At 71.3% G+C, this 22,229-nt stretch carries 25 protein-coding genes; 13 read left to right on the forward strand and 12 right to left on the reverse strand.

The genetic code is table 11. The features are described from left to right. Positions 1-13 precede the first annotated feature (13 nt). From WH85_RS06040 to mnhG, 6 genes are read left to right on the forward strand one after another with little or no spacing between them, the layout of a single operon-like run. A complete protein-coding gene (locus WH85_RS06040) occupies positions 14-2,827 on the forward strand; it encodes a Na+/H+ antiporter subunit A (protein ID WP_045740702.1) in 2,814 nt (937 codons plus the stop codon). Next, positions 2,824-3,225, forward strand: a complete 402-nt coding sequence (locus WH85_RS06045; protein WP_045740703.1) for a Na(+)/H(+) antiporter subunit C — start codon at positions 2,824-2,826, stop codon at positions 3,223-3,225. The genes WH85_RS06040 and WH85_RS06045 overlap by 4 nt, the downstream gene beginning before the upstream one ends. Next, a complete protein-coding gene (locus WH85_RS06050; RefSeq protein ID WP_045740704.1) occupies positions 3,222-4,736 on the forward strand; it encodes a Na+/H+ antiporter subunit D in 1,515 nt (504 codons plus the stop codon). Before WH85_RS06045 ends, WH85_RS06050 begins: the two co-directional genes overlap by 4 nt. Beyond that, complete coding sequence (locus WH85_RS06055; protein ID WP_045740705.1) at positions 4,733-5,314, forward strand: Na+/H+ antiporter subunit E; 582 nt, start codon at positions 4,733-4,735, stop codon at positions 5,312-5,314. Before WH85_RS06050 ends, WH85_RS06055 begins: the two co-directional genes overlap by 4 nt. Then, positions 5,311-5,574 carry a monovalent cation/H+ antiporter complex subunit F gene (locus WH85_RS06060; protein ID WP_045740706.1) on the forward strand — a complete coding sequence of 88 codons (264 nt, stop codon included), beginning with the start codon at positions 5,311-5,313 and terminating at the stop codon, positions 5,572-5,574. Before WH85_RS06055 ends, WH85_RS06060 begins: the two co-directional genes overlap by 4 nt. After that, positions 5,574-5,957 (forward strand): monovalent cation/H(+) antiporter subunit G, encoded by a 384-nt coding sequence (gene mnhG, locus WH85_RS06065; protein WP_045740707.1) that lies wholly within the window; start codon positions 5,574-5,576, stop codon positions 5,955-5,957. The genes WH85_RS06060 and mnhG overlap by 1 nt, the downstream gene beginning before the upstream one ends. Here mnhG and WH85_RS06070 read toward each other — a convergent pair. The 3 genes from WH85_RS06070 to WH85_RS06080 are packed head-to-tail and all read right to left on the reverse strand — an operon-like array spanning position 5,901 to position 8,547. After that, the gene (locus WH85_RS06070; protein WP_045740954.1) at positions 5,901-6,461 is read right to left on the reverse strand and encodes a GerMN domain-containing protein; all 561 of its coding nucleotides are present in this window, start codon (positions 6,459-6,461) and stop codon (positions 5,901-5,903) included. The two genes, mnhG and WH85_RS06070, sit on opposite strands and share 57 nt — an antisense overlap. 59 nt (positions 6,462-6,520) lie before the next feature. Beyond that, on the reverse strand, positions 6,521-7,873 hold the full coding sequence (locus WH85_RS06075) for a sensor histidine kinase (protein WP_045740708.1): 1,353 nt from the start codon (positions 7,871-7,873) through the stop codon (positions 6,521-6,523). After that, positions 7,870-8,547, reverse strand: a complete 678-nt coding sequence (locus WH85_RS06080; protein ID WP_045740709.1) for a response regulator transcription factor — start codon at positions 8,545-8,547, stop codon at positions 7,870-7,872. The genes WH85_RS06075 and WH85_RS06080 overlap by 4 nt, the downstream gene beginning before the upstream one ends. 123 nt (positions 8,548-8,670) lie before the next feature. On the opposite strand from WH85_RS06080, the gene WH85_RS06085 reads away from it, so the two are divergent. The 3 genes from WH85_RS06085 (at position 8,671) to WH85_RS06095 (ending at position 10,449) form a co-directional block, all read left to right on the forward strand. Next, entirely contained in the window at positions 8,671-8,985 is a 315-nt protein-coding gene (locus WH85_RS06085; RefSeq protein ID WP_169792415.1) for an STAS domain-containing protein, read from the forward strand. 150 nt (positions 8,986-9,135) lie between these two features. After that, complete coding sequence (locus WH85_RS06090; RefSeq protein WP_045740711.1) at positions 9,136-9,837, forward strand: hypothetical protein; 702 nt, start codon at positions 9,136-9,138, stop codon at positions 9,835-9,837. Between the two features lie 255 nt (positions 9,838-10,092). After that, the gene (locus WH85_RS06095; RefSeq protein WP_045740712.1) at positions 10,093-10,449 is read left to right on the forward strand and encodes a nitroreductase/quinone reductase family protein; all 357 of its coding nucleotides are present in this window, start codon (positions 10,093-10,095) and stop codon (positions 10,447-10,449) included. Between the two features lie 119 nt (positions 10,450-10,568). On the opposite strand, the gene WH85_RS50045 is transcribed toward WH85_RS06095, so the two are convergent. Continuing rightward, on the reverse strand, positions 10,569-11,087 hold the full coding sequence (locus tag WH85_RS50045; RefSeq protein WP_157410805.1) for a hypothetical protein: 519 nt from the start codon (positions 11,085-11,087) through the stop codon (positions 10,569-10,571). A 1,067-nt stretch (positions 11,088-12,154) separates the two neighbouring features. Between WH85_RS50045 and WH85_RS51515 the strand changes: the two genes are divergently transcribed. Continuing rightward, entirely contained in the window at positions 12,155-12,307 is a 153-nt protein-coding gene (locus WH85_RS51515) for a hypothetical protein (protein ID WP_169792416.1), read from the forward strand. A gap of 348 nt (positions 12,308-12,655) precedes the next feature. Beyond that, the gene (locus WH85_RS06105; RefSeq protein ID WP_045740714.1) at positions 12,656-13,585 is read left to right on the forward strand and encodes a winged helix-turn-helix domain-containing protein; all 930 of its coding nucleotides are present in this window, start codon (positions 12,656-12,658) and stop codon (positions 13,583-13,585) included. Positions 13,586-13,606: 21 nt separating this feature from the next. Here WH85_RS06105 and WH85_RS06110 read toward each other — a convergent pair whose 3' ends face one another. The 6 genes from WH85_RS06110 to WH85_RS06135 all read right to left on the reverse strand — a co-directional run bounded on the left by WH85_RS06110 (position 13,607) and on the right by WH85_RS06135 (position 18,747). Then, a complete protein-coding gene (locus WH85_RS06110) occupies positions 13,607-14,230 on the reverse strand; it encodes a DUF6308 family protein (RefSeq protein WP_045740715.1) in 624 nt (207 codons plus the stop codon). Positions 14,231-14,235: 5 nt separating this feature from the next. Further along, positions 14,236-14,928 (reverse strand): hypothetical protein, encoded by a 693-nt coding sequence (locus tag WH85_RS06115; RefSeq protein ID WP_045740716.1) that lies wholly within the window; start codon positions 14,926-14,928, stop codon positions 14,236-14,238. A gap of 213 nt (positions 14,929-15,141) precedes the next feature. Continuing rightward, a complete protein-coding gene (locus WH85_RS06120) occupies positions 15,142-15,777 on the reverse strand; it encodes a hypothetical protein (protein ID WP_045740717.1) in 636 nt (211 codons plus the stop codon). Positions 15,778-15,798: 21 nt separating this feature from the next. Further along, the gene (locus WH85_RS06125; protein WP_045740718.1) at positions 15,799-17,286 is read right to left on the reverse strand and encodes a tripartite tricarboxylate transporter permease; all 1,488 of its coding nucleotides are present in this window, start codon (positions 17,284-17,286) and stop codon (positions 15,799-15,801) included. 1 nt (position 17,287) lies between these two features. Next, a complete protein-coding gene (locus tag WH85_RS46720; RefSeq protein ID WP_052720188.1) occupies positions 17,288-17,767 on the reverse strand; it encodes a tripartite tricarboxylate transporter TctB family protein in 480 nt (159 codons plus the stop codon). Continuing rightward, the gene (locus WH85_RS06135; protein WP_083448822.1) at positions 17,764-18,747 is read right to left on the reverse strand and encodes a Bug family tripartite tricarboxylate transporter substrate binding protein; all 984 of its coding nucleotides are present in this window, start codon (positions 18,745-18,747) and stop codon (positions 17,764-17,766) included. The genes WH85_RS46720 and WH85_RS06135 overlap by 4 nt, the downstream gene beginning before the upstream one ends. Positions 18,748-18,950: 203 nt before the next feature. Here WH85_RS06135 and WH85_RS06140 point away from each other — a divergent pair, with 203 nt between their 5' ends. Next, entirely contained in the window at positions 18,951-19,340 is a 390-nt protein-coding gene (locus WH85_RS06140; protein ID WP_045740719.1) for a hypothetical protein, read from the forward strand. Here WH85_RS06140 and WH85_RS06145 read toward each other — a convergent pair. Further along, complete coding sequence (locus tag WH85_RS06145; protein WP_083448823.1) at positions 19,316-19,972, reverse strand: NAD(P)H-dependent oxidoreductase; 657 nt, start codon at positions 19,970-19,972, stop codon at positions 19,316-19,318. The genes WH85_RS06140 and WH85_RS06145 overlap by 25 nt on opposite strands. A 59-nt stretch (positions 19,973-20,031) precedes the next feature. Between WH85_RS06145 and WH85_RS06150 the strand changes: the two genes are divergently transcribed. After that, on the forward strand, positions 20,032-20,622 hold the full coding sequence (locus tag WH85_RS06150) for a TetR/AcrR family transcriptional regulator (protein WP_211275294.1): 591 nt from the start codon (positions 20,032-20,034) through the stop codon (positions 20,620-20,622). A gap of 270 nt (positions 20,623-20,892) precedes the next feature. Here WH85_RS06150 and WH85_RS53665 read toward each other — a convergent pair whose 3' ends face one another. After that, entirely contained in the window at positions 20,893-22,164 is a 1,272-nt protein-coding gene (locus WH85_RS53665) for an HIRAN domain-containing protein (protein WP_045740721.1), read from the reverse strand. Positions 22,165-22,229 lie beyond the last annotated feature (65 nt).

Below are 22,229 nucleotides of genomic sequence, written 5' to 3' on the forward strand. Positions count from 1 at the left end.
GCGGAGTAAAACTGTGTTAGTCCTGTTGATCCTGCATGCCCTGGCGGCGGTTTCGGCCCCCGCCCTGATCCGTGCGCTCGGCAACCGTGCGCTCTACGGTCTCGCCCTGGTGCCCGCGTCGGCGGCTGCCTGGGCGGTCACCCAGACCGGCCGGACCCCGACGCTGAGCATCCCGTGGGTGCCGCAGCTCGGCATCGGTCTCGACTTGCGGATGGGCACCCTGTCCTGGCTGTTGCTGCTGATCGTCGGCGGCATCGGCGCGATCGTGCTGGTGTACTGCGCGAGCTACTTCACGCCCGGCGCCGAGGGGCTGGGCCGGTTCGCCGCGGTGTTCCTCTCCTTCGCCGGCGCGATGACCGGTCTGGTGCTCACCGACGACCTGCTGCTGCTCTACGTGTTCTGGGAGCTGACCACGGTCTTCTCCTACCTGCTGATCGGCCAGAGCCCGGAGCAGGCCGCGAGCCGCCGGGCCGCCATGCAGGCCCTCGTGGTGACCACGTTCGGTGGCCTGGCCATGCTGGTCGGGTTCGTCATGCTCGGCGAGCACGCCGGCACGTACCGCTGGTCGCAGATCGCGGCCGGACCGCTGCCCGGCGGCGGATACCTGGCCACCGCGGTGGTGCTGATCCTGCTCGGCGCGTTGTCCAAGTCGGCGGTCTTCCCGTTCAGCTTCTGGTTGCCGGCCGCGATGGCCGCGCCGACACCCGCGTCGGCCTACCTGCACGCCGCGTCGATGGTCAAGGCCGGGGTGTTCCTTCTCGGGCTCCTCGGGCCGGTGCTGTCGGCCGCCGGGCCCTGGCGGCCGGTCACGGTCGTGGCCGGTCTGACGACCATGCTGCTCGGCGGCTGGGCGGCGATGCGCCAGCACGATCTCAAACTGCTCCTCGCGTACGGGACGGTCAGCCAGCTGGGCCTGCTGACGGTGGCGTTCGGGGCGGCCGGCCGGACCGCGGCGCTCGCCGGCGCGACGCTGCTGCTCTCGCACGCCCTGTTCAAGGCGGCGCTGTTCCTGGTCGTCGGGGTGATCGACAAGGTCACCGGGACCCGGGACCTGCGGCGGCTCAGCGGGCTCGGCCGTCGTCTGCCGGCCGTCGCGGTCGCGGGCTGCCTCGCGGTGGCGTCGATGGCCGGGGTACCGCCGCTTCTCGGGTTCGTCGGCAAGGAGGCGCTGTTCGCGGCGTTCGCCGAGGACGGGACCACCGGCGCGGTCGTGCTCGTCACCCTGGTCGCCGGGTCCGGCCTGACCGTCGCGTACGGGCTGCGCTTCCTGTGGGGCGCCTTCGCGACCAAGCCCGGGGTGGACGGGACCGTCCCGGAGCGGGCCGGGTTCGCGTTCGTCACCCCGGCCCTGGTGCTCGCCGCGGCCGGCGTGGCGGCCGGAGTCGCCGCGGGCGGACTGGACTCCCTGCTGTCCCCGTACGCCGACGGCTTCGGTGAAGAGGGACCGGGTTACCACCTGGCGCTGTGGCACGGCCCCGGTCTGCCGGTGGTGTTGTCGGTGGCGGTGTTCGTGCTCGGCGGACTGATCTATGCCGGTCACCGGCGCCGGGAATGGCCGGGCCAGAGGTTCCCGGCGGCGGACGGTGTCTACCGGCGGCTGATGTCCGGCGTGGACCGGGCCGCGGTCGAGGTCACCGGTGCCACCCAGCGCGGTTCGCTGCCGTTCTCGCTCGGGTCGATCCTGATCGTGCTGGTGGTGCTCGGCGCGGTCACGCTGTCGCTCGGCGCGCCCTGGCCGTCCGGTGTGCGGCTGTGGGACACCCCGCTGCAACTGGTGGTCGGGCTGGTCGTGGTGGCCGCGGCGGTGCTGGCGGTGAACACCCGGCGGCGGATGACCGCGATGATCCTGGTCGGCGTCTGCGGGTACGGCGTTGCGCTGCTGTTCGTGCTGCACGGCGCCCCCGACCTGGCGCTCACCCAGTTCCTGGTGGAGACCGTCACGATCGTGATGTTCGTGCTGGTGCTGCGCCGCCTGCCGGCCCGGTTCTCGGCCCGCCCGCTGCGGATCAACCGGTGGACCCGTAACACGCTCGCCGTCGCGACCGGCCTGGTCACCTCGGGGATGGCGTACGCGGCGGTGATGGGCCGCCAGGCCGTCCCGATCTCGGTCGACTTCCCGGACCTGTCCGTCTCCTACGGCGGCGGGAACAACGTGGTCAACGTGGCCCTGGTCGACATCCGCGCCTGGGACACCATGGGGGAGATCTCCGTGCTGGTGGTGGCCGCGACCGGCGTGGCCAGCCTGATCTTCCGGCGCTCGCAGGCGCTCCAGCAGCGTCGCGCCGAGCAGGGCAACGTGCCGACCACCGGCTCCGGCTGGCTGCGCGCCGCCGAGGTCCCGGAGTCGCTGCGCCAGTCGATCATCCTGCAGGTGGTGGCCCGCCTGCTGTTCCACACCATCGTGCTGTTCTCGATCTACCTGCTCTTCGCCGGGCACAACATGCCCGGTGGCGGGTTCGCCGGCGGCCTGGTCGCCGGCCTGGCCCTGACCACCCGCTATCTGGCCGGCGGGCGGGACGAGCTGAACGCGGCCGCGCCGGTCGACGCCGGCCTGGTGCTCGGCACCGGCCTGCTGATCTCGGTCGGCACCGGCGCGGCGGCGCTGATCGCCGGGGGAGAGGTGTTGCAGAGCGCGCTGATCGACGTGCACCTGCCGCTCCTCGGCCACCTGCACTTCGCCACGTCGGCGGCGTTCGACATCGGGGTCTACCTGATCGTGGTCGGCATGGTCCTGGAGATCCTGCGCAGTCTCGGCGCCGAGCTGGATCGACAGGCGGATATCCCTGAAATGTCAGACGAATCAGACAAGGTGGGTGAGCCGGTATGACCCCCAACCTGGTCTACGTGGTGATCATCGGCGTGCTGTTCGCCGCCGGTGTCTCCCTCGTGCTGGAACGCAGCCTGACCCGCGTGCTGATGGGCATGATCCTGCTCGGCAACGGCGTCAACCTGCTGATCCTGCTCGGCGGCGCGGCCGGCACCCCGCCGATCGTCGGGCTCGGCCCGCAGGACGCGATGGCCGACCCGCTGCCCCAGATCATGATCCTCACCGCCATCGTGATCACCCTCGGGATGACCGCGTTCCTGCTGGCCCTGGCGTATCGCAGCTGGGCGCTGTCCGGTCACGACGAGGTGCAGGACGACGACGAGGACCGCCGCATCATGCGGCTCGCCGAACGCGACGAGGGTTCCGGCATCGAGGACACCGAGGAGCCCACCCGATGACGTTTCTGGTTCCGCTTCCGGTGGTGATGCCCCTGCTCGGGGCGGCGCTCACCCTGATGATGGCCGGCCGGCCGCGCGCCCAGCGCACGGTCAGCCTGACCGTGCTGACCGCGACCCTGCTGGTGTCGGCGGCACTGCTCCACCTGTCGACCACCGAGGGACCGCTGGTCGTGGCGGTCGGCGGCTGGGTCGCGCCGCTGGGCATCGTGCTCGTCGCCGACCAGCTGGCCGCGCTGATGCTCGTCGTCTCGTCGGCGGTCACCGTCTGCGTGCTCGTCTACTCCATCGGGCAGGGCATGGCCGACGGGGACGAGGAGGCGCCGCTGTCGGTGTACCACCCGGCATACCTGGTGCTGACCGCCGGCGTGACCAACGCGTTCCTGGCCGGCGACCTGTTCAACCTCTATGTCGGATTCGAGATCCTGCTGGTCGCCAGCTACGTGCTGCTGACCCTGGGCGGGACCGGCAACCGGATCCGGGCCGGCGCCACCTACGTGGTGGTCAGCCTGCTGTCGTCGGTCGTCTTCCTGACCGCGATCGGGCTGATCTACGCCGCCACCGGCACGCTCAACCTGGCCCACCTGGTCGAGCGCCTCGACGCGCTGCCCGCCGGACTGAAACTGATCCTGCAGGCGATGCTGCTGCTCGCGTTCGGCATCAAGGCGGCGGTGTTCCCGCTGTCGTCGTGGCTGCCGGACAGTTATCCGACCGCGCCGGCCCCGGTCACCGCGGTCTTCGCCGGACTGCTCACCAAGGTCGGCGTGTACGCGATCATCCGGACCGAGACGCTGCTGTTCCCCGGCGGGCGGGCCTCGGTGGTGCTGCTCGTCTGCGCCCTGCTCACCATGGTGGTCGGCATCCTCGGCGCGGTCGCCCAGCAGGACATCAAACGTCTGCTGTCGTTCACGCTGGTCAGCCACATCGGCTACCTGCTCTTCGGGGTCGGGCTCGCCACTCAGCTCGGCCTGTCCAGCGCGATCTTCTACGTGGTCCACCACATCACCATCCAGACCACGCTGTTCCTGGTCACCGGCCTGATCGAGAAACGCGGCGGCAGCACCGCCCTGGACCGCCTCGGCGGGCTGGGCAAATTGTCCCCGCTGCTCGCCGTGCTGTTCCTGGTCCCGGCGCTGAACCTGGCCGGCATCCCCCCGTTCTCCGGCTTCATCGGCAAGGTCGGCCTGATCCAGGCCGGCGTCGCCCACGGCGGGATCCTCGCCGGGGCACTCGTCGCCGGCGGGGTGCTGACCAGCCTGCTCACCCTGTACGCCATCGCCCGGGTGTGGAACCTCGCCTTCTGGCGCGCCCCGCACCCGAGCATGCCGAAAACCGAACCGGGAGGAACCCTGCTGCCGCCGCTCATGGTCGGCCCCACCCTCGCCCTCGTCGTCCTCGGCGTGGGGCTCAGCGTGGTGGCCGGCCCGCTCTTCGCCGTCGGAGACCAGTCCGCGACCGACCTGATGGAACGCGCCGGGTACGTGACCGCCGTCTTCGGCGGGGGAACCCGGTGACCGGGGGACGGTGGCGGGACCGGTGCGTCGCCGCGACCGGGCTGACCGTCATCTGGGTGCTGCTCTGGGGCACGTTCAGCCCGCTGACCTTCGCCGGCGGCGCGCTGATCGCGGTGATCGTGCTGGCGGTGTTCCCGCTGCCGGCGATCACCTGGGCCGGCCGGATCCACCCCGCCGGGGTGGCCCGGTTCGCCGGACGGTTCCTGGTCGACCTGGTGGTGGCCAGCGCGCAGGTGGCCGTGGCGGCGTTCCGCTTCGGCCACGAGCCACGCAGCGCGGTCATCGCCGTACCCCTGCAGGCGCCCTCCGACCTCGGGCTGACCCTGACCGCCGAGGCGCTGTCGCTGGTGCCCGGCAGCCTGATCGTCGACGTGGACCGGGACAAGGGCGTGCTGTACGTGCACGTGCTCGGCGTCTCCGGTCCCCCCGACTGCGAACGGTTCCGCCAGGACGTGCTCGACCTGGAACGCCGGATCATCCTGGCGTTCGGGTCCCCGGCCGAGCGGGCCGCACTCGACGTGTTCGTGGTCGAGCTGCCGGTCGCGGCCATCCACCATGTGAAGGAGCCGACGTCGTGATCGCCGTCGCCGTGATCGTCACCCTGCTGCTCAGTGCCGGTGCGGTGCTCGCCCTGGTCCGGATGGTCCGCGGCCCGTCCGTGCTGGACCGGATCGTCGCGACCGACGTGCTGCTGGCCATCGTGATGGTCGCGATCGCCACCGAGGTCGCGTTCACCCGCGACGCCACCGGGCTGCCGGTCCTGGTGGTGCTCTCGATTCTCGGGTTCGTCGGGTCGGTGAGCGTGGCCCGCTTCGCCGTCAGGAAGGGGAGCCGCTGATGGTTCTCGACGTCATCGCCGGTGTCTGCCTGATCCTGGGGGCACTGCTCAGCCTCTCCGCCGGGGTGGCGCTGGTGCGCTTCCCGGACCTGCTCTCCCGGATGCACGCGGCCACCAAACCGCAGGTCCTCGGCCTGCTGCTGGTGCTGCTCGGCTGCGGCCTGCGACTGCGCGACCACGTCGACGGCACCACCCTGATCCTGGTCGCGATCTTCCAGATGGCGACCGCGCCGGTGGCGGCGCACATGGTCGGGCGGGCGGCGTACCGGTCCGGGCAGGCCCGCCGGGACCTGCTGGTGATCGACGAGCTGGCCGGCACCGAGGAGTCAGGAAGTGATCAGGCTGTCGTAGTCGGCGACGGTCAGCGCGCCCCCGGCCAGTGACCCGTCCTGGGTGGGCACCTCCAGCGGCTTCCCGCCGCTGGTGAACATGATCGTGCCCACCTCGGGGCGGCTGGACAGCGTGCAGACGATCTGACCGAACGCGAGGATCTCGTCGGTCCGCACCCCGTGCGGGGACCGGTCGCCGACCTCGACGGTGGCCCGGCCGCCGTCCAGGGTCAGTTCGATGGTCGAGGTGGTGCCGGTCAGGGCACTGCTCAGACCGTCCGCGACCTCGGTGGCGGACGGTCCCTCGAGCAGGACGCGGAGCTGCTCCTGCGCGCCGACCAGCTCCGGGACGCGGCGCGGGATCCGGGCCAGGTGGGCGTCCCGCACGAAACACAGGCGCAGCGTGACCAGCCCCTGATCGGGGATCATCGGCGGCTGGGACGGGATCAGCCCGCCCGGGCCGTCGGCGTTACGGGGTTCGGCGTCGACGGGCACACCACAGCCCCCGATCACGAGCATGACGGCGGCCGTCATCGACATCCGTTTCACGGCCGGCATCCGTTTCACGGTCGGTATGGGTTTCACGGTCGGCTTAGGTTTCACGGTCGGCATTCGTTTCATGGTCGGCAACCACCCAGCTCCACGCGGAAGCGCGCGCCGCCGCCCGGACGGTCCAGGACCGTCGCCGAGCCGCCGTGCGCGGCCGCGTGCTGCGCCACTATCGCCAGGCCCAGACCGGTGCCGCGACCGTCGGCGCGGGCATGCGCGGCCCGGCCCCGGACGAACCGGTCGAAGATCGCCGGTTTGTCGTCCGCGGCCACCCCGGGACCGTCGTCGTCCACCTCGATCCGGCCCCGCCCGTCGACAAGCACCAGGCGCACCGCCGTCACCCCTCCGCCGTACGCCTGCGCGTTCTCGATCAGGTTCGTCAGGATCTGCTCGACCCGCCGGGCGTCCACCGACCAGGCCGGCTCACCCTGCATCTCCACCCGGTCCTCGTCGACCCGGCAACGCCGGCACACCTTCACCGCCAGCTCCCGGACGTCGGCGAGCCGGCGCTCGGCGGCCCGCTGCGCCCGCGACAGCACGAGCAGATCCTCGACCAGCCGCTGGAAACGCTCCACCTCGTCGGTGACCAGCTGCGCGGCCATCGCCGACCGCTCGTCCAGCTTGTCCCGGCGGCGGTCCAGCACACTCGCCGCGGCGGCCAGCGTCTGCAACGGCGACCGCAGCTCGTGACTGACGTCCGCGGCGAACCGGCGGTCCTTCTCCACCCGCGCCGACAACTCGTCGACCATGTGGTTGAACGAACTCGCCAGATCCGCCAGGTCCGGTTCGGCCGCCGGATCCAGCCGGGAACCGGTCCGGCCGGCCGAGATGTCCCGGGCGGCCCGCTCGACCCGGTCCAGCGGGCGCAGCACGTACCGCCCGGCGTACCGTCCCAGGGCCGCACCGACCAGGGCGGTGCCGAGCGCGACGACGGCCAGCACCAGCGCCACCAGCCGGAGGGTCCGGTCCAGCTCCGCCAACGAGTCGACCTCGTAGTAGACCGTCTCCGCCGACAACGGGATCGCGATCACCATGGTCGGGGTGCCGTCGACCCGGATCCGCTGGGTCGCGCTGTGCCCCTCACCGGCCCGCCGCTGCAGGGTCTCCGGAACGGCCGCGCTGATGCCGGTGCTGTCGGCGTTCCGGGCGTACCAGATCTGCTGATGTTGCATCACCGCCCGGCGGCTCTCACCGGTGTCGATGGTGCTCAGAATGTCGGCGATGTCCGGATCGCGGGCGGACATCCCGGCCCGGACGATCGCCGCGTCGTAATAGGCCGCCCGCACCGCGGTCTCCTCCCGCTCGGCGAGCAGCGACTGGCGGGTGATCTGGTACGACACCACGGCCATCACCGCGGACAGGCACAACGCCCCGGCGGCGAAACCGGTGGTGACCCGCGCGCGCAGGCCGGGAGCCCTCACGGCTGCAGCTTGTATCCGAGGCCGCGCACGGTCACCAGGTGCCGCGGCGCCCCCGGCTCGAACTCGATCTTGTGGCGGAGCCGGCCCACGTGCACGTCGACCAGGCGCTCGTCGCCGACGTCGTACTGCCAGACACGCTGCAACAACTGCGGGCGCGACAACACCTGACCCGGGTGCTCGGCCAGCTCGCAGAGCAACTGGAACTCGGTGCGGGTCACCGCCACCTCCTGGCCGCCCAGGCGCACCTCACCCGCCTCCGGACGGATCTCCAGATCACCGAAGCGCAACGTGCGGACCCCGTCGTTGGCGAGCATCCGCCCGCGCCGCCGCAACGCCCGCAGCCGGGCCGTCAACTCCTTCACCGCCACCGGCTTGACCAGGTAGTCGTCCGCCCCGGCCTCCAGCGCGGCCACGATGTCATGGGTGTCGTCCCGGGCACTGATCACCACGATCGGCACGTCCTGCGTACGCCGCAACTGCCGGATGCACTCGAAACCGTCGATGCCCGGCAACATCAGGTCGACGAGCACCGTGTCGGCGGGACGCCGCTGCTGCTCGCTCAGGCCCTCCTCGGCGTTCGCCGCGCCGATGGCGGTGTAACCCTCGTCCTCCAGCGCGAGCAGGAGGGAGGTCCGGATCCGGTCGTCGTCTTCGATCACGAGCACAGCGGGCACGTTGGGCATCCTCCCTGGGCGGACCCGGCGACCGCCACCTCAGGCGGGCGTACCCGCCAAGTGTCATGCAACCGTCACATCGTCGCGGACGAAGCGCCGTACCCGGGGACGAGGCTGATCCTCGTGACAGAGACGACGCTCCCCGAGGTGATCGTGGTGATCACCGAACCCCTCACCGTCGAGGCGGTCGGGCGCTGGCGCGGCATCCTGGACGGCGCGGTCGACGCCCGTCCCCGGCGCCTGGTCCTCGACCTCGAGGACATGGCCAGCATCGACGCCGACGGCATCGCCCTGATCGTGGCGGTCCACCGCCTCCTCACCAGCCGCGGCACCCGGCTGGTGATCCGCGGCCCCAACCAGCGGGTCCGCCAGCTCTTCGGCCTGGCCCGGGTGGCCGGCATCCTCACCTTCGAGGAGACCCTCGAAGCGCCCGCCTGACCGGTCCACCTCGCCGAGGTGATCGCGGTGGTGTGGCAGGGGATGCGGGAACCGGTTTCTTCGCCGGGGCAACCCAAACGCAACCGGCAGGCGGTGGGATCGCACCCGGGGCGGCACAGGATCAGGGCTTCCGAGACGAGGAGCCTTCCTATGCGGGTACGCCGTACAGCCGTCGCCCTGTCCCTGGCGGCCGCGGTCGCTTTTCCAGTCGCCGCCGGTGGAGCGGTCGCCTATGCCGGGACCGCCACGTCGCCGATGCTTGCCGGGACTGCCGCGTCGCCGGTGCTTGCCGGGACTGCCGCGTCGCCGGTGCTTGCCGGGGCGATGAAGCCCAGCAGCAGTCCCACGAAGAAGGCGAAGGCCACCTTCTCCGCCACCGGCACGGTCACCGCCGTGGACGCCGACGCGGGGACGGTCACGGTCGCGGTGAAGAGCGGCACCAAGGACGTCAAAGGCAAAACGGTGACGGTCACCGTCCCGACGACCGCCAAGACCGTGGTGAACGGGAAGAAGGGCGCGGTGGGGACGCTCGCCACCGGCTACAAGATCACCATCACGGGTACGCGTGTGGGCACGGTCTACACCGCCGCGAAGATCCAGGCATCCGGCAAGGCGAAGCCGGCCCCGACGTCGACGGTCTCGCCCGCGCCGTCCTCGTCACCTTCGTCCTCGTCTTCGTCCTCACCTCGACCGGGCAAGACCAAGACGCCGAAGCCCACGTCGTCCGCCACCAGTACCGTGCCGATGCCGATCGCGTCCGGTGAGCCCTATCCGAGCGCTTCCGACCCGGACGCCTCGCCCGAGCCGACCGGCGACCCGACCGACGATCCGTCCGAGCCGGAGGACTCCTGACGCTTCGCCTCGACCCGTGGCCCACGTCGGCCTCGACCTGAGTTCCATCCGAGGTCGGAGCCCTCGTACCGAGATCCGCTCGTGGTCGAAAGCCTTGCACTGAGATCCGCCCCCGGTCGGCGGCTTTGCACTGAGATCCGGCCGCGGTCGGCGGCTTTGCACTGAGATTTGGCCGCGGTCGGCGGCTTCGTACCGAGATCCGCTGGTGGTCGAAGGCCTTGACCTGAAGTCGACTTGAAGTCGGAGCATGGTCGGATGGCGGTGACGGACAGGGCGCGGCAGGCGCTCGACCAGCAGCAGACCGTGGACATCACCACGATCGGCCGGCGAAGTGGCCGGCCCCGGCGCATCGAGACGTGGCGTTACACAGCCGCGGGCCGCTACTGGTTGACGGGCAGCCCGGGCGCCCGTGACTGGTACGCCAACCTGGTGGCCAACCCCGAGTTCACCCTGCATTTGACCGACTTGGATCTGGCTGTACGGGCCCGCCCGGTAACCGATCCCGACGAGCGGCTCCAGGTTTTCAGCGAGCTGGTACCCACTCTGTCCTGGGCCGACAGCCTGGAGAGCTGGCTGGCCGGGAGCCCCTTGGTCGAGATCCAGCTGCCCTGACCAGAGGGCACCCGCACCCGATCAAGGTTTCGGGTGCGCCGACCGTCTCTCATGGGTGGGCGGGTGCACCCCAACGCATGATCGGGTGCCGAGGTTGCGTTGCGTTCGGAGGTGCAGGTTCAGGGCACAGTGATGGCGGCTTGTACGCAGGCGTCGTTGATCTGTCCGACCGTGTCCAGCATGTCGTCGAGCGCCGTCGCCGAGTCGTCGCCGATGTCGGACGCCAGCCAAGCGGAGTACCTGGCCTCCAACTCCGCGCCGCGTTGTTCAATCGATGCGACGCCGGTCGTCTGCGCGTACCCGATGAGGGTTTTGATCGCGTGCTCGTCGATCTCGATCGCCTCGCCGGTCCGGGGCATGGCGGCCGCGATCCTGCACGCCGCCCGAAAATCATCAGAGGCGGGTGATCCCGGAGCCGCGCCGTTCGCAGACACCGCCGGAACGGCACCGTCTCCTGGCGCAGTCGGGGCCGAATTCGCCGCGGGCGAGGTCACCGGTGGCGCCGCTGCGGAATCCGGTCCGGCCGTGCTGCAACCGGTGACCGACGTCAGGAGGCCGGTACAGGACATCAGGATGATCACGGGCTTGACGATCGATGCTCGACGCATGAAGGCACGATAGACACGGATCACTTCCACGACGCTCGGCTGGCCGGCCGGGATTCCGGTTCACCGTGACCGGACCATGGGCGGCCGTGCCGGTGACGGTGTGGTGCTGCACTTCGTGGTGCGATCGGTCGGTGGTGGTTCCGTAGGTGCAGCCGGGTCTCGCTGTCTGGGGCTTCGGCTCGCGTTGTCCGGGGCTTCGGCTCGCGTTGTCCGGGGCTTCGGCTCTCGCTGTCCCGGGGCTTCGGCTCTCGCTGTCCCGGGCCTCGGCTTTCGCTGTCCGGGGCTTCGGCTCTCGCTGTCCCGGGCCTCGGCCGTCGTGTCGGTGAAGACCGGTTGTCGCTGTATCGCCTGATCATGGGCGTTGTCAGCACCCGATCATGGCTTTGGGCGCGTCGGGCGCCCCGAACCGGATGGTGAGCGCACCCGATCATCGTTTCGGGTGCGCTCACCGAGTCCGCTCACCGAGTCCGCTCACCGAGTCCGCTCACCGAGTCCGTGCGCCGAGTCCGTGCGCCGAGTCCGTGCGCCGAGTCCGTGCGCCGAGTCCGTGCGCCGAGTCCGTGCGCCGAGCCCGTGCGATGCCGCTTACCTGAGTTGATCAATGTCGTGACCAGTAACCATGCGATCCTCTTCGTTGCGTCGACTCGTCGGCCGTTGACGGTGGCTGTCGCATCAGCGCGGCTCAGCCGTTTGTCGCAGTGCGGGGTCATGTCCATGATCAACTTAAGTTGAGTGGCATGGCGCGACCGCCAGCCGTCGCCCACGGTCGTTTTCGGCTCTCGGGCGGACCGCAGCTGACGGCCGGGTCTGTCGAGCCGTCGACCACGGTTGTTCGGGAGGGTGGGAATCAGCCGTGGGCGACGGCTCGGGACCACCCGGCCGTCGCCCACGGCTGCTTTCGGGTGATGGGCGGACCGTGGCCGACGGCCGGGGCGGCCGGAATGCCCCCGAACCCGTTCCGATCTCGGCGACGGCCCCGGGAGGCCGCGAGTGGCTCAGCGGCGCCGACGCGCGAAGCGACCGGAGACGGCGCTCGGCAGAGGTGGTGGCAGCCGCAGAGCAAAGCGATGGCCACTCTCATGATCAACTCAAACTGAGTGGCATCGCGCGCCCGCACCCGCGCCCGCACCCGCGCCCGCGCCCGCGCCCGCGCCCGCACCCGCGCCCGCGCCCGCGCCCGCGCCCGCGCCCGCGCCCGCGCCCGCGCCCGTACACAGATACGGGCGCGGGTGTCGATGGCCCATGTGTGACGACCGTTCGTGTGGCGATGACGCAGGTGACGGAGGTGTGCGTGGCGGTCAGGGGCGGCTGCCGGTGAGGGCTTGGCGAAGCGGGCGGGCGCGATCTCGCGGAGGGGCGCTGCGGAGTTGGAGGCGGCGCCGGGCCGGCGGGTCGCGGAGTGTTCACGCGGGTGAATCCGTCGGGCCCGGCGCCACATACGCGCCTGACAAGATCGCCGCAGGGGCGACGAGCAACGTCAAGCGAGCGATCGGGTCGCATTGGCTAGTCAAAAAAGAGCCTAGTAGCTAGTTCACGCGCTGGGCAAGGCGTGCGGAATGCCGTTCCGTCGGTGGGCTTGCCGGTTCTAGGCTTCCCGGATGACGGTGGGTGCTCGCGACCTTGACGGCCTCGATCCGGACGACTCGCGGCCGGCGTCGAAGCGGATTGCCGGCGTGCTGCGGACGGCTATCCGCGCCGGACGCTTCGGCCCGGGGGACCGGCTGCCACCACAGTTGGAGTTGGCTGAGCGGTACGGCGTGGCCCGGGAGACGGTCAAGTCCGCGCTGCGGATCCTGCGGGACGAGCAGCTGATCGTGAGCCGGCAGGGGAGTGGCGTCTTCGTGCGGGCGCGGACCGATCCGGCTGCGGGGCTGCGCGCGCACGTCGCCGCCGCGTTCGCGCAGTCCCACGTCAGCATCGACTTCTCCGGGGTCTCGGGCGAGACCTTGCGCGACGTCGTCGAGGAGCCTTTGGCCGGCGTACGAGCAGGCCGCCTCATTCCGAAGTCGATCACCATTCGGATTCTGGTGCCCGATGTGACCCGGTCGACGGTGGTACCCGCCCGCGCCGACCAACTCGGTTACGGCCTGCCCGATGGAGACCGGCCCCGGGACGGCTCCAGGGGTGACGGGCCGCCCCGGGACGGCTCCTGGAGTAATGGGCCGCCCCGGGACGACGTCGCTGTTCCGGAGCACGCCGCCGGACTGTCTCACCCGCACACCGATGCGATCGTTGCGGCGGTCACCGAGTTGGCGACCCGCGGACTGGTCCGGGACGCCACCGCCGAGATCCGCAGCCACGGTGCCACGGTGTTGTCCACGCTCTACATCGTCAACCGGCGGGAGGTCTTCTTCGGCCTGTGCCCGGTGGTGCGCGGGGCCGTCATGGTGGGCGGGCAGGTCGTACCCGTCCTCGAAGCCGTGGATCGGGATGCGGCCCTGCTCCACTGTTCGGCGGATGCCGGCAACCAGTTCGTCGAGCAGTCCCAGACGTGGTTCGACAGCCTCTGGGACACCATCGCCCGATGAAGACCGGGAATCCCTCGGCTGTCAGAGGCCGCTGTCCTTGCCCGCCCGCCATGCGATCACGTCCAGCACGCGCAGCGGTGTCACCTCCGCCGGCAGACCGGCCGCTCCGTGCAGGTGGACCAGCCGGTTCTGCAAGGCGCGATGCTGGTCGCGCAGGGCCAGGCGCACCGGTTCCCACTGGCTTTTGCGGGTGTCGGTCACCGCCGCGACCACCCGGTCCCAGATCGGGCGCAGGCGGGGACGTTTACGGGCGATCAGCTTCGTGGCGATGGTCGTGTCGATGCCCGGAATGCCGCGTAACGCCGCCTGCAACCGCCAGCCCGGCCAGTCGTCGTCGGTGAGGGGGTACTCCTCGTCCACGAGATCCCGGTCCGGGCCGAGCGCAACTAGGAGGTCGCTGAACTCGGCCGCCCGGTCGCGCAGGATCGCCGCTGCGGCGCCCGGCGGTACGCGTACCGACAGGAAAGTGACCGCCACCAGATCGTCAGCGGTGAACCGGTCGGCGTCCGCGGCTCGGGTGCCGGTGCTGTCCCACCCGTCGAAGGCGGCGCCCGTCGCCGCGTCGTCACCGTAGTAACGACGCAACAGGGCGAGAGCGGGTTCGTCGTCCGGCGTGGCGAGAGCGTCGGGAAGCTGAAACGGCATGCGACCTATTGTCCGGAGACGAGATCACCTCCGGGGGCGGAGTCGAGATCGGCGCGGGCGTCGGCCGCGGCCAGTCCGGCGCGCATCGCCCGCTGCGCCTCCGGATCCCAGGGACCGGACGAGGTCAGCGGGATCTCGGTCATGAACCGGCGCTCGGACTCGGGAATCCGGGAGGCCACCAGCCCGGGATCGGCAGTCGCAGTCGCGTAGAGGGCCGGCCCGTCCGCGTAGAACAGATCCGTCACGACCAGCCGGCCGTCCGTGGCCCGCATGACGTTCGACGGGTTGTGGTCCAGCGGCCCGCACCACGGCAGCTCCTGCCGGGCCCGGTCGTGGACCCGGCCGATGACGTCGACCAGGTCGGCCACCTCCGGGGCCCGCGCGGCGATCGCCCGGTGGAACGCGACCGCCTCCTCCTCGGTGACCGGCTGCAGCCACTCCATCAGTTGCAGGTCGCCGCCGCCCACCAGCCGTTCGTGGGCGTACAGCACAGGCACCTGCCGGGTGTGGGCCGCCTGCCGGTACAGGGCGGTGGTGTACGGCCCGACCGGGTCGAACGGGCTGATCCGGGCGGCCGTCGTGCCGTCCGGCGAGCGCAGCGCGATGGCCCAGTCCCCGGCGCCGCACGGTGTCCAGCCGTCGGCGAGGAGGACACGCTCGGCTTCTCGATGATCGATGTCGTGGAACGGAACGGGCATCCTCCGATCCTCGCCACCGGAATCCACCGTGCGCAACCCGCCGAGCGAGCCGACCGCCGGCCGCCGGGCGAGCCGTCTGCCGGACGAGCCGTCTGCCGAATGAGCCGGACGGCGCCGAGGGGGATGTGGACCTGGCGTCAGGGCGTCCCGCTGAGCTGCTCGGCCGCCGCGGGTACGACGCCGCAGCCGCCAGGAGTCTGAACCGGCCGGATGTCAGTCCGGCTCGGGCATCGCCAGCGACTCGGCCACCGCGACCCGGGCCAGCTCGCCGCCCTGGGTGAACGCCACCTCGTCGGTCTCCGCCGTCGGGGAGTAGACGACCATCCGCAGCCGGACGAAACGCTCGTCCTTGACCCCGGTGATCGCGAACGTCGCCCCGTGGCCGGTGGTCGACAGTGAGCACACCTGGTACCCGTCGTACCCCTCCGGCCGGTTCACCGGTTCCGCGTCCAGCAGCAGGCACGAATCGAGTTCCACCCGGCCGGTCTCCCGGTCGGTCGCCTCGCTGTGCGCGTACAGCAGCGCGGTGCCGCTGAGCTGCCCCTCCGGCGTCACGAACGCCATCTCGCAGAGGGCGGTGCCGACGTCCTCGCGTTTCCCGGCGGGTTTCGTCTGGGTCCAGGCGGTGCCGGTCAACTCTGTCAGCCGGGGCGCCAGGTCGGTGCAGGCGGGCGCCCAGTCGGAGGCGAACGGGTCTACCCACCGGTAGACGCCGAGGCCGCCGCCGACCAGGATCACCGCTGCGACCCCGCCGAAGATGCGCAGGCGGCGCCGGTTCGCCACCTCGAGTTCCGCTGTCCGGTTCGGCGTGCTCAGGTCCGCGTCACGCCATGCTCCACTGTGTGTCACGGCGCAGGATGTTATAGATGATCATGAAGGGGCCGGGCGGCGGGACCGCCAGAACTTGACGGCGGCCGGGGCGAGCAGGGCCAGGATCGCGATCACCCACAGGGACACCGTCAGCGGGCCGGAGACCAGGATCGTCGCGTCGCCGTCGGAGAGGGCCAGCGCCCGCCGCAACTGCTGCTCGGCCAGCGGGGCCAGGATCAGGCCGACGATCGCCGGGGCCACCGGCACGCCCGCCTCGCGCATCAGCAGGCCGACCAGGCCCAGCACGGTCAGGATCAGCACGTCGGCGACCGTGCCGCCGGCCGCGAACGCGCCCAGGCACGCGAACACCAGGACGCCGGCGTAGATGTAGTAGGCCGGGATGGCCAGCAGTCGGGCCCACACCTTGACCAGCGGCAGGTTCAGCACCAGCAGCAGCACGTTACCGATGTAGAGGCTGGCGATCAGCGCCCATACCAGGTCCCCCGACTCGGTGAACAGTTGCGGGCCGGGCTGCAGTCCGTACGACTGGAACGCCGTCAGGATCACCGCGGCGGTCGCCGACGTGGGCAGGCCGATCGTCAGCAGCGGCACCAGCACGCCCGCCGCGGCGGCGTTGTTGGCCGCCTCCGGGCCGGCGACGCCCTCGATCGCGCCGTGACCGAACTCGTGGCGGTGCTTCGACAGGCGTTTCTCCAGGCTGTAGCTGAGGAACGTCGGCACGTCCGCGCCGCCCGCCGGCAGGCTGCCGATCGGGAATCCCAGGGCGGTGCCGCGCAGCCATGCCGGCCAGGAGCGCCGGAAGTCCTCGCGGGACAGCATCGGCGCGCCCCGCAGCGGTTCGACGCGGCTGCCGCCGGTGCCTTCGACCAGGTGACCGAACGTCTCGCCGAGGGCGAACAGCGCCACCACCACGATCACCACGTCGATGCCGTCGAGCAGCGACGGTACTCCGAAGTCGAGCCGGGGCTGGCCGGTCAGGGTGTCGATGCCGACCAGGCCGACCGCCGCGCCGATCACCAGGCTCGACGCGCCTTTGAGCAGGCTCGGGCCGAGCAGGGCGCTGACCGTCACGAACGCCACCGCCATCAGGGCGACGTATTCGGGCGGGCCGAAACCGGTGGCGATGTCCGCGACGAACGGGGCGGCCACCGACAGCAGGACGGTGCCGATGGTGCCGGCCACGAAGCTGCCGATCGCGGCGGTGGCCAGGGCGGCCGCGGCCCGTCCGGAGCGGGCCATCCTGTTGCCCTCCAGGGCGGTGGCCACCGAGGCGCTCTCGCCGGGGGTGTTCAGCAGGATCGAGGTGGTGGAGCCGCCGTACATGCCGCCGTAGTAGATGCCGGCGAACATGATCAGGGCGGCGGCCGGGTCCAGGCGGAACGTCACCGGCAGCAGCAGGGCGACCGTCAGGGCCGGGCCGATGCCGGGCAGCACGCCGACCGCGGTGCCGATGGTGACGCCGATGAACGCCCAGAACAGGTTGGCGGGCGTCAGCGCGTCGGCGAATCCGGTGAGCAGATCCTGCATGTCAGAACCCCCAGGGCCCGGCGGGCAGGGTGAGCCCGATCAGACGGTCGAACACCAGGAACACGATCGCGGCGAGGGTCCACCCGTAGGCCACGATGCGGGCGGGCTGCGGCGCACCGAGCAGCAGCGCAGCGCCGGTGAACAGGATCGCGGCACTCACCACGTACCCCAGAAAGGGCAGGACCAGGGCAAACGCGATCAGCAGAACCACCAGCGCGGCGAGGCGCCAGAGGCGTCGGGGATTCTTCGGGGTACGCAGTGAGCGCCGCGACCGGACGAGCAGTGTCGCGCCGAGGACCCCGAGCAGGACGCCGATCAGTGTCGGTGCGGCGGCGGGCCCGAGGGTGGAGTCGTCGCCGCGCAGTCCGGCCGCGTCGACCAGCACCAGGATCGCGGCGAGCAGCATGAGCGCACCGAGCGCCGCCGAGGCACGGCTCTCGCGCTCCCCGGTGTCCGCGTCGGTGACGTCCGGCGCGGTCATGCTAGGCCCATCTTGACGAGTACGTCGGTGACGGTCTGCTGTTCGGAGCGGACGAACGTGTCGAACGCCGGGCCGGTCAGTGTCGCGTCGCCCCAGCCGCGGCGGGTCAGCGTCTCCCGCCAGGTATCAGTTCCGGTCATCTTCACGATCAGCTCCTCGAGGGCGGTCTCGTCGGCCGCGCTGATGCCGGCCGGCGCGACGATGCCGCGCCAGTTGGCCAGTTCGACGTCGACGCCCTGCTCCTTGAAGGTGGGGACGTCGGGGATGCCGGGCAGGCGCTGCGGGCTGGAGACGCCGATCGCGCGGATCGTGCCGGCCTCGATCTGCGCCTCCATCTCGGACACGCCGGAGACGCCCGCGGTGGCCCGGCCGGACAGCAGGGTGGCCAGGGCCTCGCCGCCGCCGGAGTGCGCCACGTAGTTGACCCGGGCCGGGTCGGCGCCGACCGCCTCGGCGATCAGCCCGGCCAGGATGTGTTCGGCACCGCCGGCCGAACCGCCGGCGAAGGAGACGGCCCGTAGGTCGGCGCGCATCTGCGCGGCCAGGTCCGGCAGGTTCTGGATCGGCGAGGCGGCCGGGACGGTGAGGATCTCGTAGTCGGTGGTCAGCCGGGCCAGGGGAGTGGTGGCGGCCAGGGTGACCGGGGAGTCGTTGCTCTCGATCGCTCCGACCATCACCAGTCCGGTGACCATCAGCTGGGTGGGGTCGCCGCGGTACCGGGCGAACTGGCTGAGCCCGATCGTGCCGCCGGCGCCCGCCACGTTGTGCACCTCGGTGCGGCCGGCGATGTCGCGCAGGGCGGACTGCATCTCGCGGGCGGTCTGGTCCCAGCCGCCGCCGGGGGAGGCCGGAGCCATCAGGCGCAGTTGCCGCCCGCCGAGGAAGTCGTCGTCAGCGGCCGGGTCGCCGCCGCCGGTCACGACCAGCAGCACGGTCGCGACGACGGCGGCGACGAAGGGGACGGTGTCGCGCACACGCATGGTGATTCACCACGTTCCGTGATCTTCCGGTGACGGGAGGATCAGTCTGCCTCGTATCGACGTCGTTGGCTATACGGATCTTCGTACCCCTAACGGGTGACGACTTATATAAAAACCAGAAAATATAGATGAGGGTGTTTGGTTCGGGTCGCTCCGGATACTGGGGCGTCGACCGTTCCCGAGACTCGAGAAGGAGGATCCGGATGAAGACCCGGACCGTGCTCGCCGCCGCCCTCGTGGCCACCTCCGGCCTGGTGGGGCTCGCCGCATCGCCGGCATCCGCGCAGGCTGTCCCCTGTGTGCAGAAGGTCGCCGTGGTCAACAACGGCGGCTTCGTGATGAACTTCCAGATCACCACCCGCGACGGGCAGCTGTCCGCCGCGACCGACGACTACCCGATCAACCAGTGGCGGATCGTGGACCTCGTCTCCACCGGATTCGCCGAGGGCGTCGACGTGCGCCCGCTCGTGCACGCGCAGGCCGGCAACGACGTGCCCGGCAACGTGTTCGTCTCCTACTGCGCCAACGGTCAGACGGCCACCTACACGGCCAGTGGCACCACCCTCAACTACTCGGTGACACTGCTGACCTGATCGTGGCTCTCCGTCACTGCCGGCCCGGTCACCCTTCCCGGGTGGCCGGGCCGCTTTCCGGGGTACGAGTTGAGCACTCCGACCAGTGCGTCGATCTTCGCGGTGAGCGTGGCGGTGCCGACCTGATCGACGTCGTGGAGGACGTGGGACGAGGTGACCCGGCTGTTGCAGTACTCGAAGACGCCGTGGTCGATCGCGACCCGCATCGACTCGGTGTAGCCGTGCCGGTCGTAGACGCCGGCCGACGCCCCGGCCAGGGCGACCAGGTGCACCTCGCGGTTCACCAGGGCGTCGCCGCCGTCGCCGTAGGCCCAGCCGTCGGTGAACACCCGGTCGACCCAGCCCTTGAGCAGGGCCGGCATCGTCCACCAGTAGACCGGGAAGACCAGGACGAGCCGGTCGGCGCGCTCGATGCGGGACTGCTCGCGGCGTACGTCCTCCGGGGGTCTGCCGGTGCCCCGGATCACCGCCAGGTCGGCCGTGGTGAACGTGGGGTCGAAGCCCTCCGCGGTCAGGTCGGCGACCTCGCTGGTGTGGCCCGGAGTGCCGGTCACGCCGGTGGCGATGCTGTGTGCGGTGGAGCCGGTCAGCGAGTCCGGCTCGGGGTGGGCGAAGACGACGAGCGTGTGCATGGTGACCTCCCGGTTAACTTACGATTCGTAACTTACCTTTCGTAAGTTAGCATGATCGGGTGCAGCCATCGGAAGGCCCGCGGCGGCGGATGAGTCGGGAAGCCCGCCACGCCCAACTCCTGGAGACGGCGCGGCTGCTGATCCGCGCCGACGGCAGCGACGCCCTGACCCTGGCCCGGATCGCGGACCGGGCCGGAGTCGCCAAACCCCTCGTCTACCAGCACTTCGGCACCCGGACCGCGGTCCTCGCCGAGCTGTACCGGCAGTTCGAGAACCGCCAGTACGACGCCCTCGAACAGGCCCTCGCGTCGGCGCCGGACGACCTGCCGTCGGTGGCCGGGATCGTCGCGGACGCGTACATCAGCTGCGCCGTCGCCGAAGGCATCGAAGTGCCGGGCCTGGTCGGGGCGCTGGACGGCTCACCCGAACTGCGGAGGATCCGGGAGGAGGGGCGACGGTTCAGCGACTACTGCCGGGCGGCGTTGCAGCCATTCGCCCGGGGCGGGGTGCTCCCGGGGGCGGCGATGCCCGCGATCCTGGGTGCGGCCGACGGTCTCGTGCGGGGCGTCATGGACGGCATGGTCGCGCCCGACGAGGGGCGGGCCGCCCTGAGCGAGATCATCGTCGCGCTCGTGCCCCGTCCCGATTAGACACGTTTCGTGGTCAGCGTGCGAAGCCCATCCGCGTGGTGTTTACGGCCGCCCCGGCCGCCCCAATTCACCACACCCATGACGGTGTGGTGAATTCGGGCGCGCTGGACGCCCCAGTTCACCACACCCCTGGTGGTGTGGTGATTACGGGCGCGCTGGACGCCCCAAATCACCACACCCATGACGGTGTGGTGATTTCGGGCGGGATGGGCGGCTGAAGTCACCACGCGGACCCTGATGACGAAACGTGTCCAGATCGGCGTGTCCTACTCAGCGGGTGGCGGACTGGCGCAGCCGCTCGGTGAGACGGGACACCTCGGCGCGCAGGGCGGTGAGTTCGGAGCGGAGGCGGGTCACCTCGGCGGACAGTTCGCGGGCGCGGCTGCGGGCGCCGAAGAACGGGATCTGATCGGTGATCTCCTCCTCCGGCCCGGCACTGTCGAGGACCACCGGCTGATCCAGGAGCCGCTGCCAGCCGGGACCCGGCGCGGGCTGCGGCATCGGCACGGTCTCCCGGCCCTCGGTCCGGGCCGGCGGGCGGCGCAGCGGGCTCGGTGGCGGCGCACCCCGCACCGCGATCACCGGCGCGGTGGCCCGGGCCGGCGGGGCCATCCGCGTCGGCGGGGCCAGGTCCGTCGGCGGGGCCAGGTGCGCTGGCGGGGCCAGGTGCGTCGGCGGGGCCAGGTGCGCTGGCGGGGCCAGGTGTGCCGCCGGAGCCGCCGGAGCCGCCGGAGCCGTCTGTGCTGGTGCAGCCGTCTGTGCCGCGGGAGCCGGCGGAGCCGTTTGCGCTAGTGGAGCCGTCTGCGCGGCGGGGGCCGTCGGCGTTGACGCGGCACCGAACCAGCTGTCCGGAAGTTCGTGGGAGCGCGCCGCGTACACCTGGATCTGATCGGCCTTGATCGTGGCCCGGACCGCGGTGAGCAGGCCGTTCTCGGCGAGGTGTCGCAGCGTCGGCAGGAGTTCGGTGCTCGCCGCTGGGGCGAGACGGCCGAACCGGAGGCCGTTGATGCAGAGCTCGACGCCGTCGGGCAGCTCATGCAGGGTGGCGTGCACCCAGCACTCCGCCGCCGGACCCGGCCAGGGCGTCTCGGCGACGACCGGGACGGCGTCGCCCAGCGGCAGCAGACGGTGCGGCGCGTCCGGCGGCTGATTGACCGGCACCAGCATGTGCGGTTCGGCCAGGTCCACCTTGACGGCGACGCTCGGCGTGTCCTGGCCGGCCGGTTCGGCGGCCCAGACCCGGGCGGTGACCTGCGGGATCCAGCCGCGGGACGTCAACGCGGTCAGCACCGGCGCATACCGGGCGGCGTCCTGCCGGGACAGGTGCCCGAGCTGGTGCGGGCCGGCCCACACCCCGACCGCGTTCCGGTCGTGCGGGCTCGCCGGATCGGGCAGCAACCGCACCGGTGTGCTGATCTCCGACCCGTCCGGTTTCAGGCCGCCGCCGAACAGGCCGAGCGCCGCCGCGCCGTGATGCGGCTCGCCGACCACCTCGACGGAGGCCCAGCCGCGCTGACCCCACAGGTCGAACGGAAGAGACATGGACGGCACCGTACCGGCTAACATAGATCAATATCGTGCCGTCGGGTGGGTCGAATCTCCCGCTG

The organism is Actinoplanes rectilineatus, from assembly GCF_000962825.1.
GTDB classification, from domain to species: Bacteria; Actinomycetota; Actinomycetes; order Mycobacteriales; family Micromonosporaceae; genus Actinoplanes; species Actinoplanes rectilineatus.

Bases quoted from the DNA above. Each gene is read 5' to 3' on its own strand.
- WH85_RS06115 (WP_045740716.1), bottom strand. From the start codon at position 14,928: ATGCCCGTTCCGTTCCACGACATCGATCATCGAGAAGCCGAGCGTGTC.
- WH85_RS06095 (WP_045740712.1), top strand. From the start codon at position 10,093: ATGGCGGTGACGGACAGGGCGCGGCAGGCGCTCGACCAGCAGCAGACC.
- WH85_RS06050 (WP_045740704.1), top strand. From the start codon at position 3,222: ATGACGTTTCTGGTTCCGCTTCCGGTGGTGATGCCCCTGCTCGGGGCG.
- WH85_RS06110 (WP_045740715.1), bottom strand. From the start codon at position 14,230: ATGCCGTTTCAGCTTCCCGACGCTCTCGCCACGCCGGACGACGAACCC.
- WH85_RS06140 (WP_045740719.1), top strand. From the start codon at position 18,951: ATGAAGACCCGGACCGTGCTCGCCGCCGCCCTCGTGGCCACCTCCGGC.
- WH85_RS06135 (WP_083448822.1), bottom strand. From the start codon at position 18,747: ATGCGTGTGCGCGACACCGTCCCCTTCGTCGCCGCCGTCGTCGCGACC.
- WH85_RS06105 (WP_045740714.1), top strand. From the start codon at position 12,656: ATGACGGTGGGTGCTCGCGACCTTGACGGCCTCGATCCGGACGACTCG.
- WH85_RS53665 (WP_045740721.1), bottom strand. From the start codon at position 22,164: ATGTCTCTTCCGTTCGACCTGTGGGGTCAGCGCGGCTGGGCCTCCGTC.
- WH85_RS06045 (WP_045740703.1), top strand. From the start codon at position 2,824: ATGACCCCCAACCTGGTCTACGTGGTGATCATCGGCGTGCTGTTCGCC.
- WH85_RS06070 (WP_045740954.1), bottom strand. From the start codon at position 6,461: ATGCCGGCCGTGAAACGGATGTCGATGACGGCCGCCGTCATGCTCGTG.
- mnhG (WP_045740707.1), top strand. From the start codon at position 5,574: ATGGTTCTCGACGTCATCGCCGGTGTCTGCCTGATCCTGGGGGCACTG.
- WH85_RS06125 (WP_045740718.1), bottom strand. From the start codon at position 17,286: ATGCAGGATCTGCTCACCGGATTCGCCGACGCGCTGACGCCCGCCAAC.
- WH85_RS46720 (WP_052720188.1), bottom strand. From the start codon at position 17,767: ATGACCGCGCCGGACGTCACCGACGCGGACACCGGGGAGCGCGAGAGC.
- WH85_RS06145 (WP_083448823.1), bottom strand. From the start codon at position 19,972: ATGCACACGCTCGTCGTCTTCGCCCACCCCGAGCCGGACTCGCTGACC.
- WH85_RS06090 (WP_045740711.1), top strand. From the start codon at position 9,136: ATGCGGGTACGCCGTACAGCCGTCGCCCTGTCCCTGGCGGCCGCGGTC.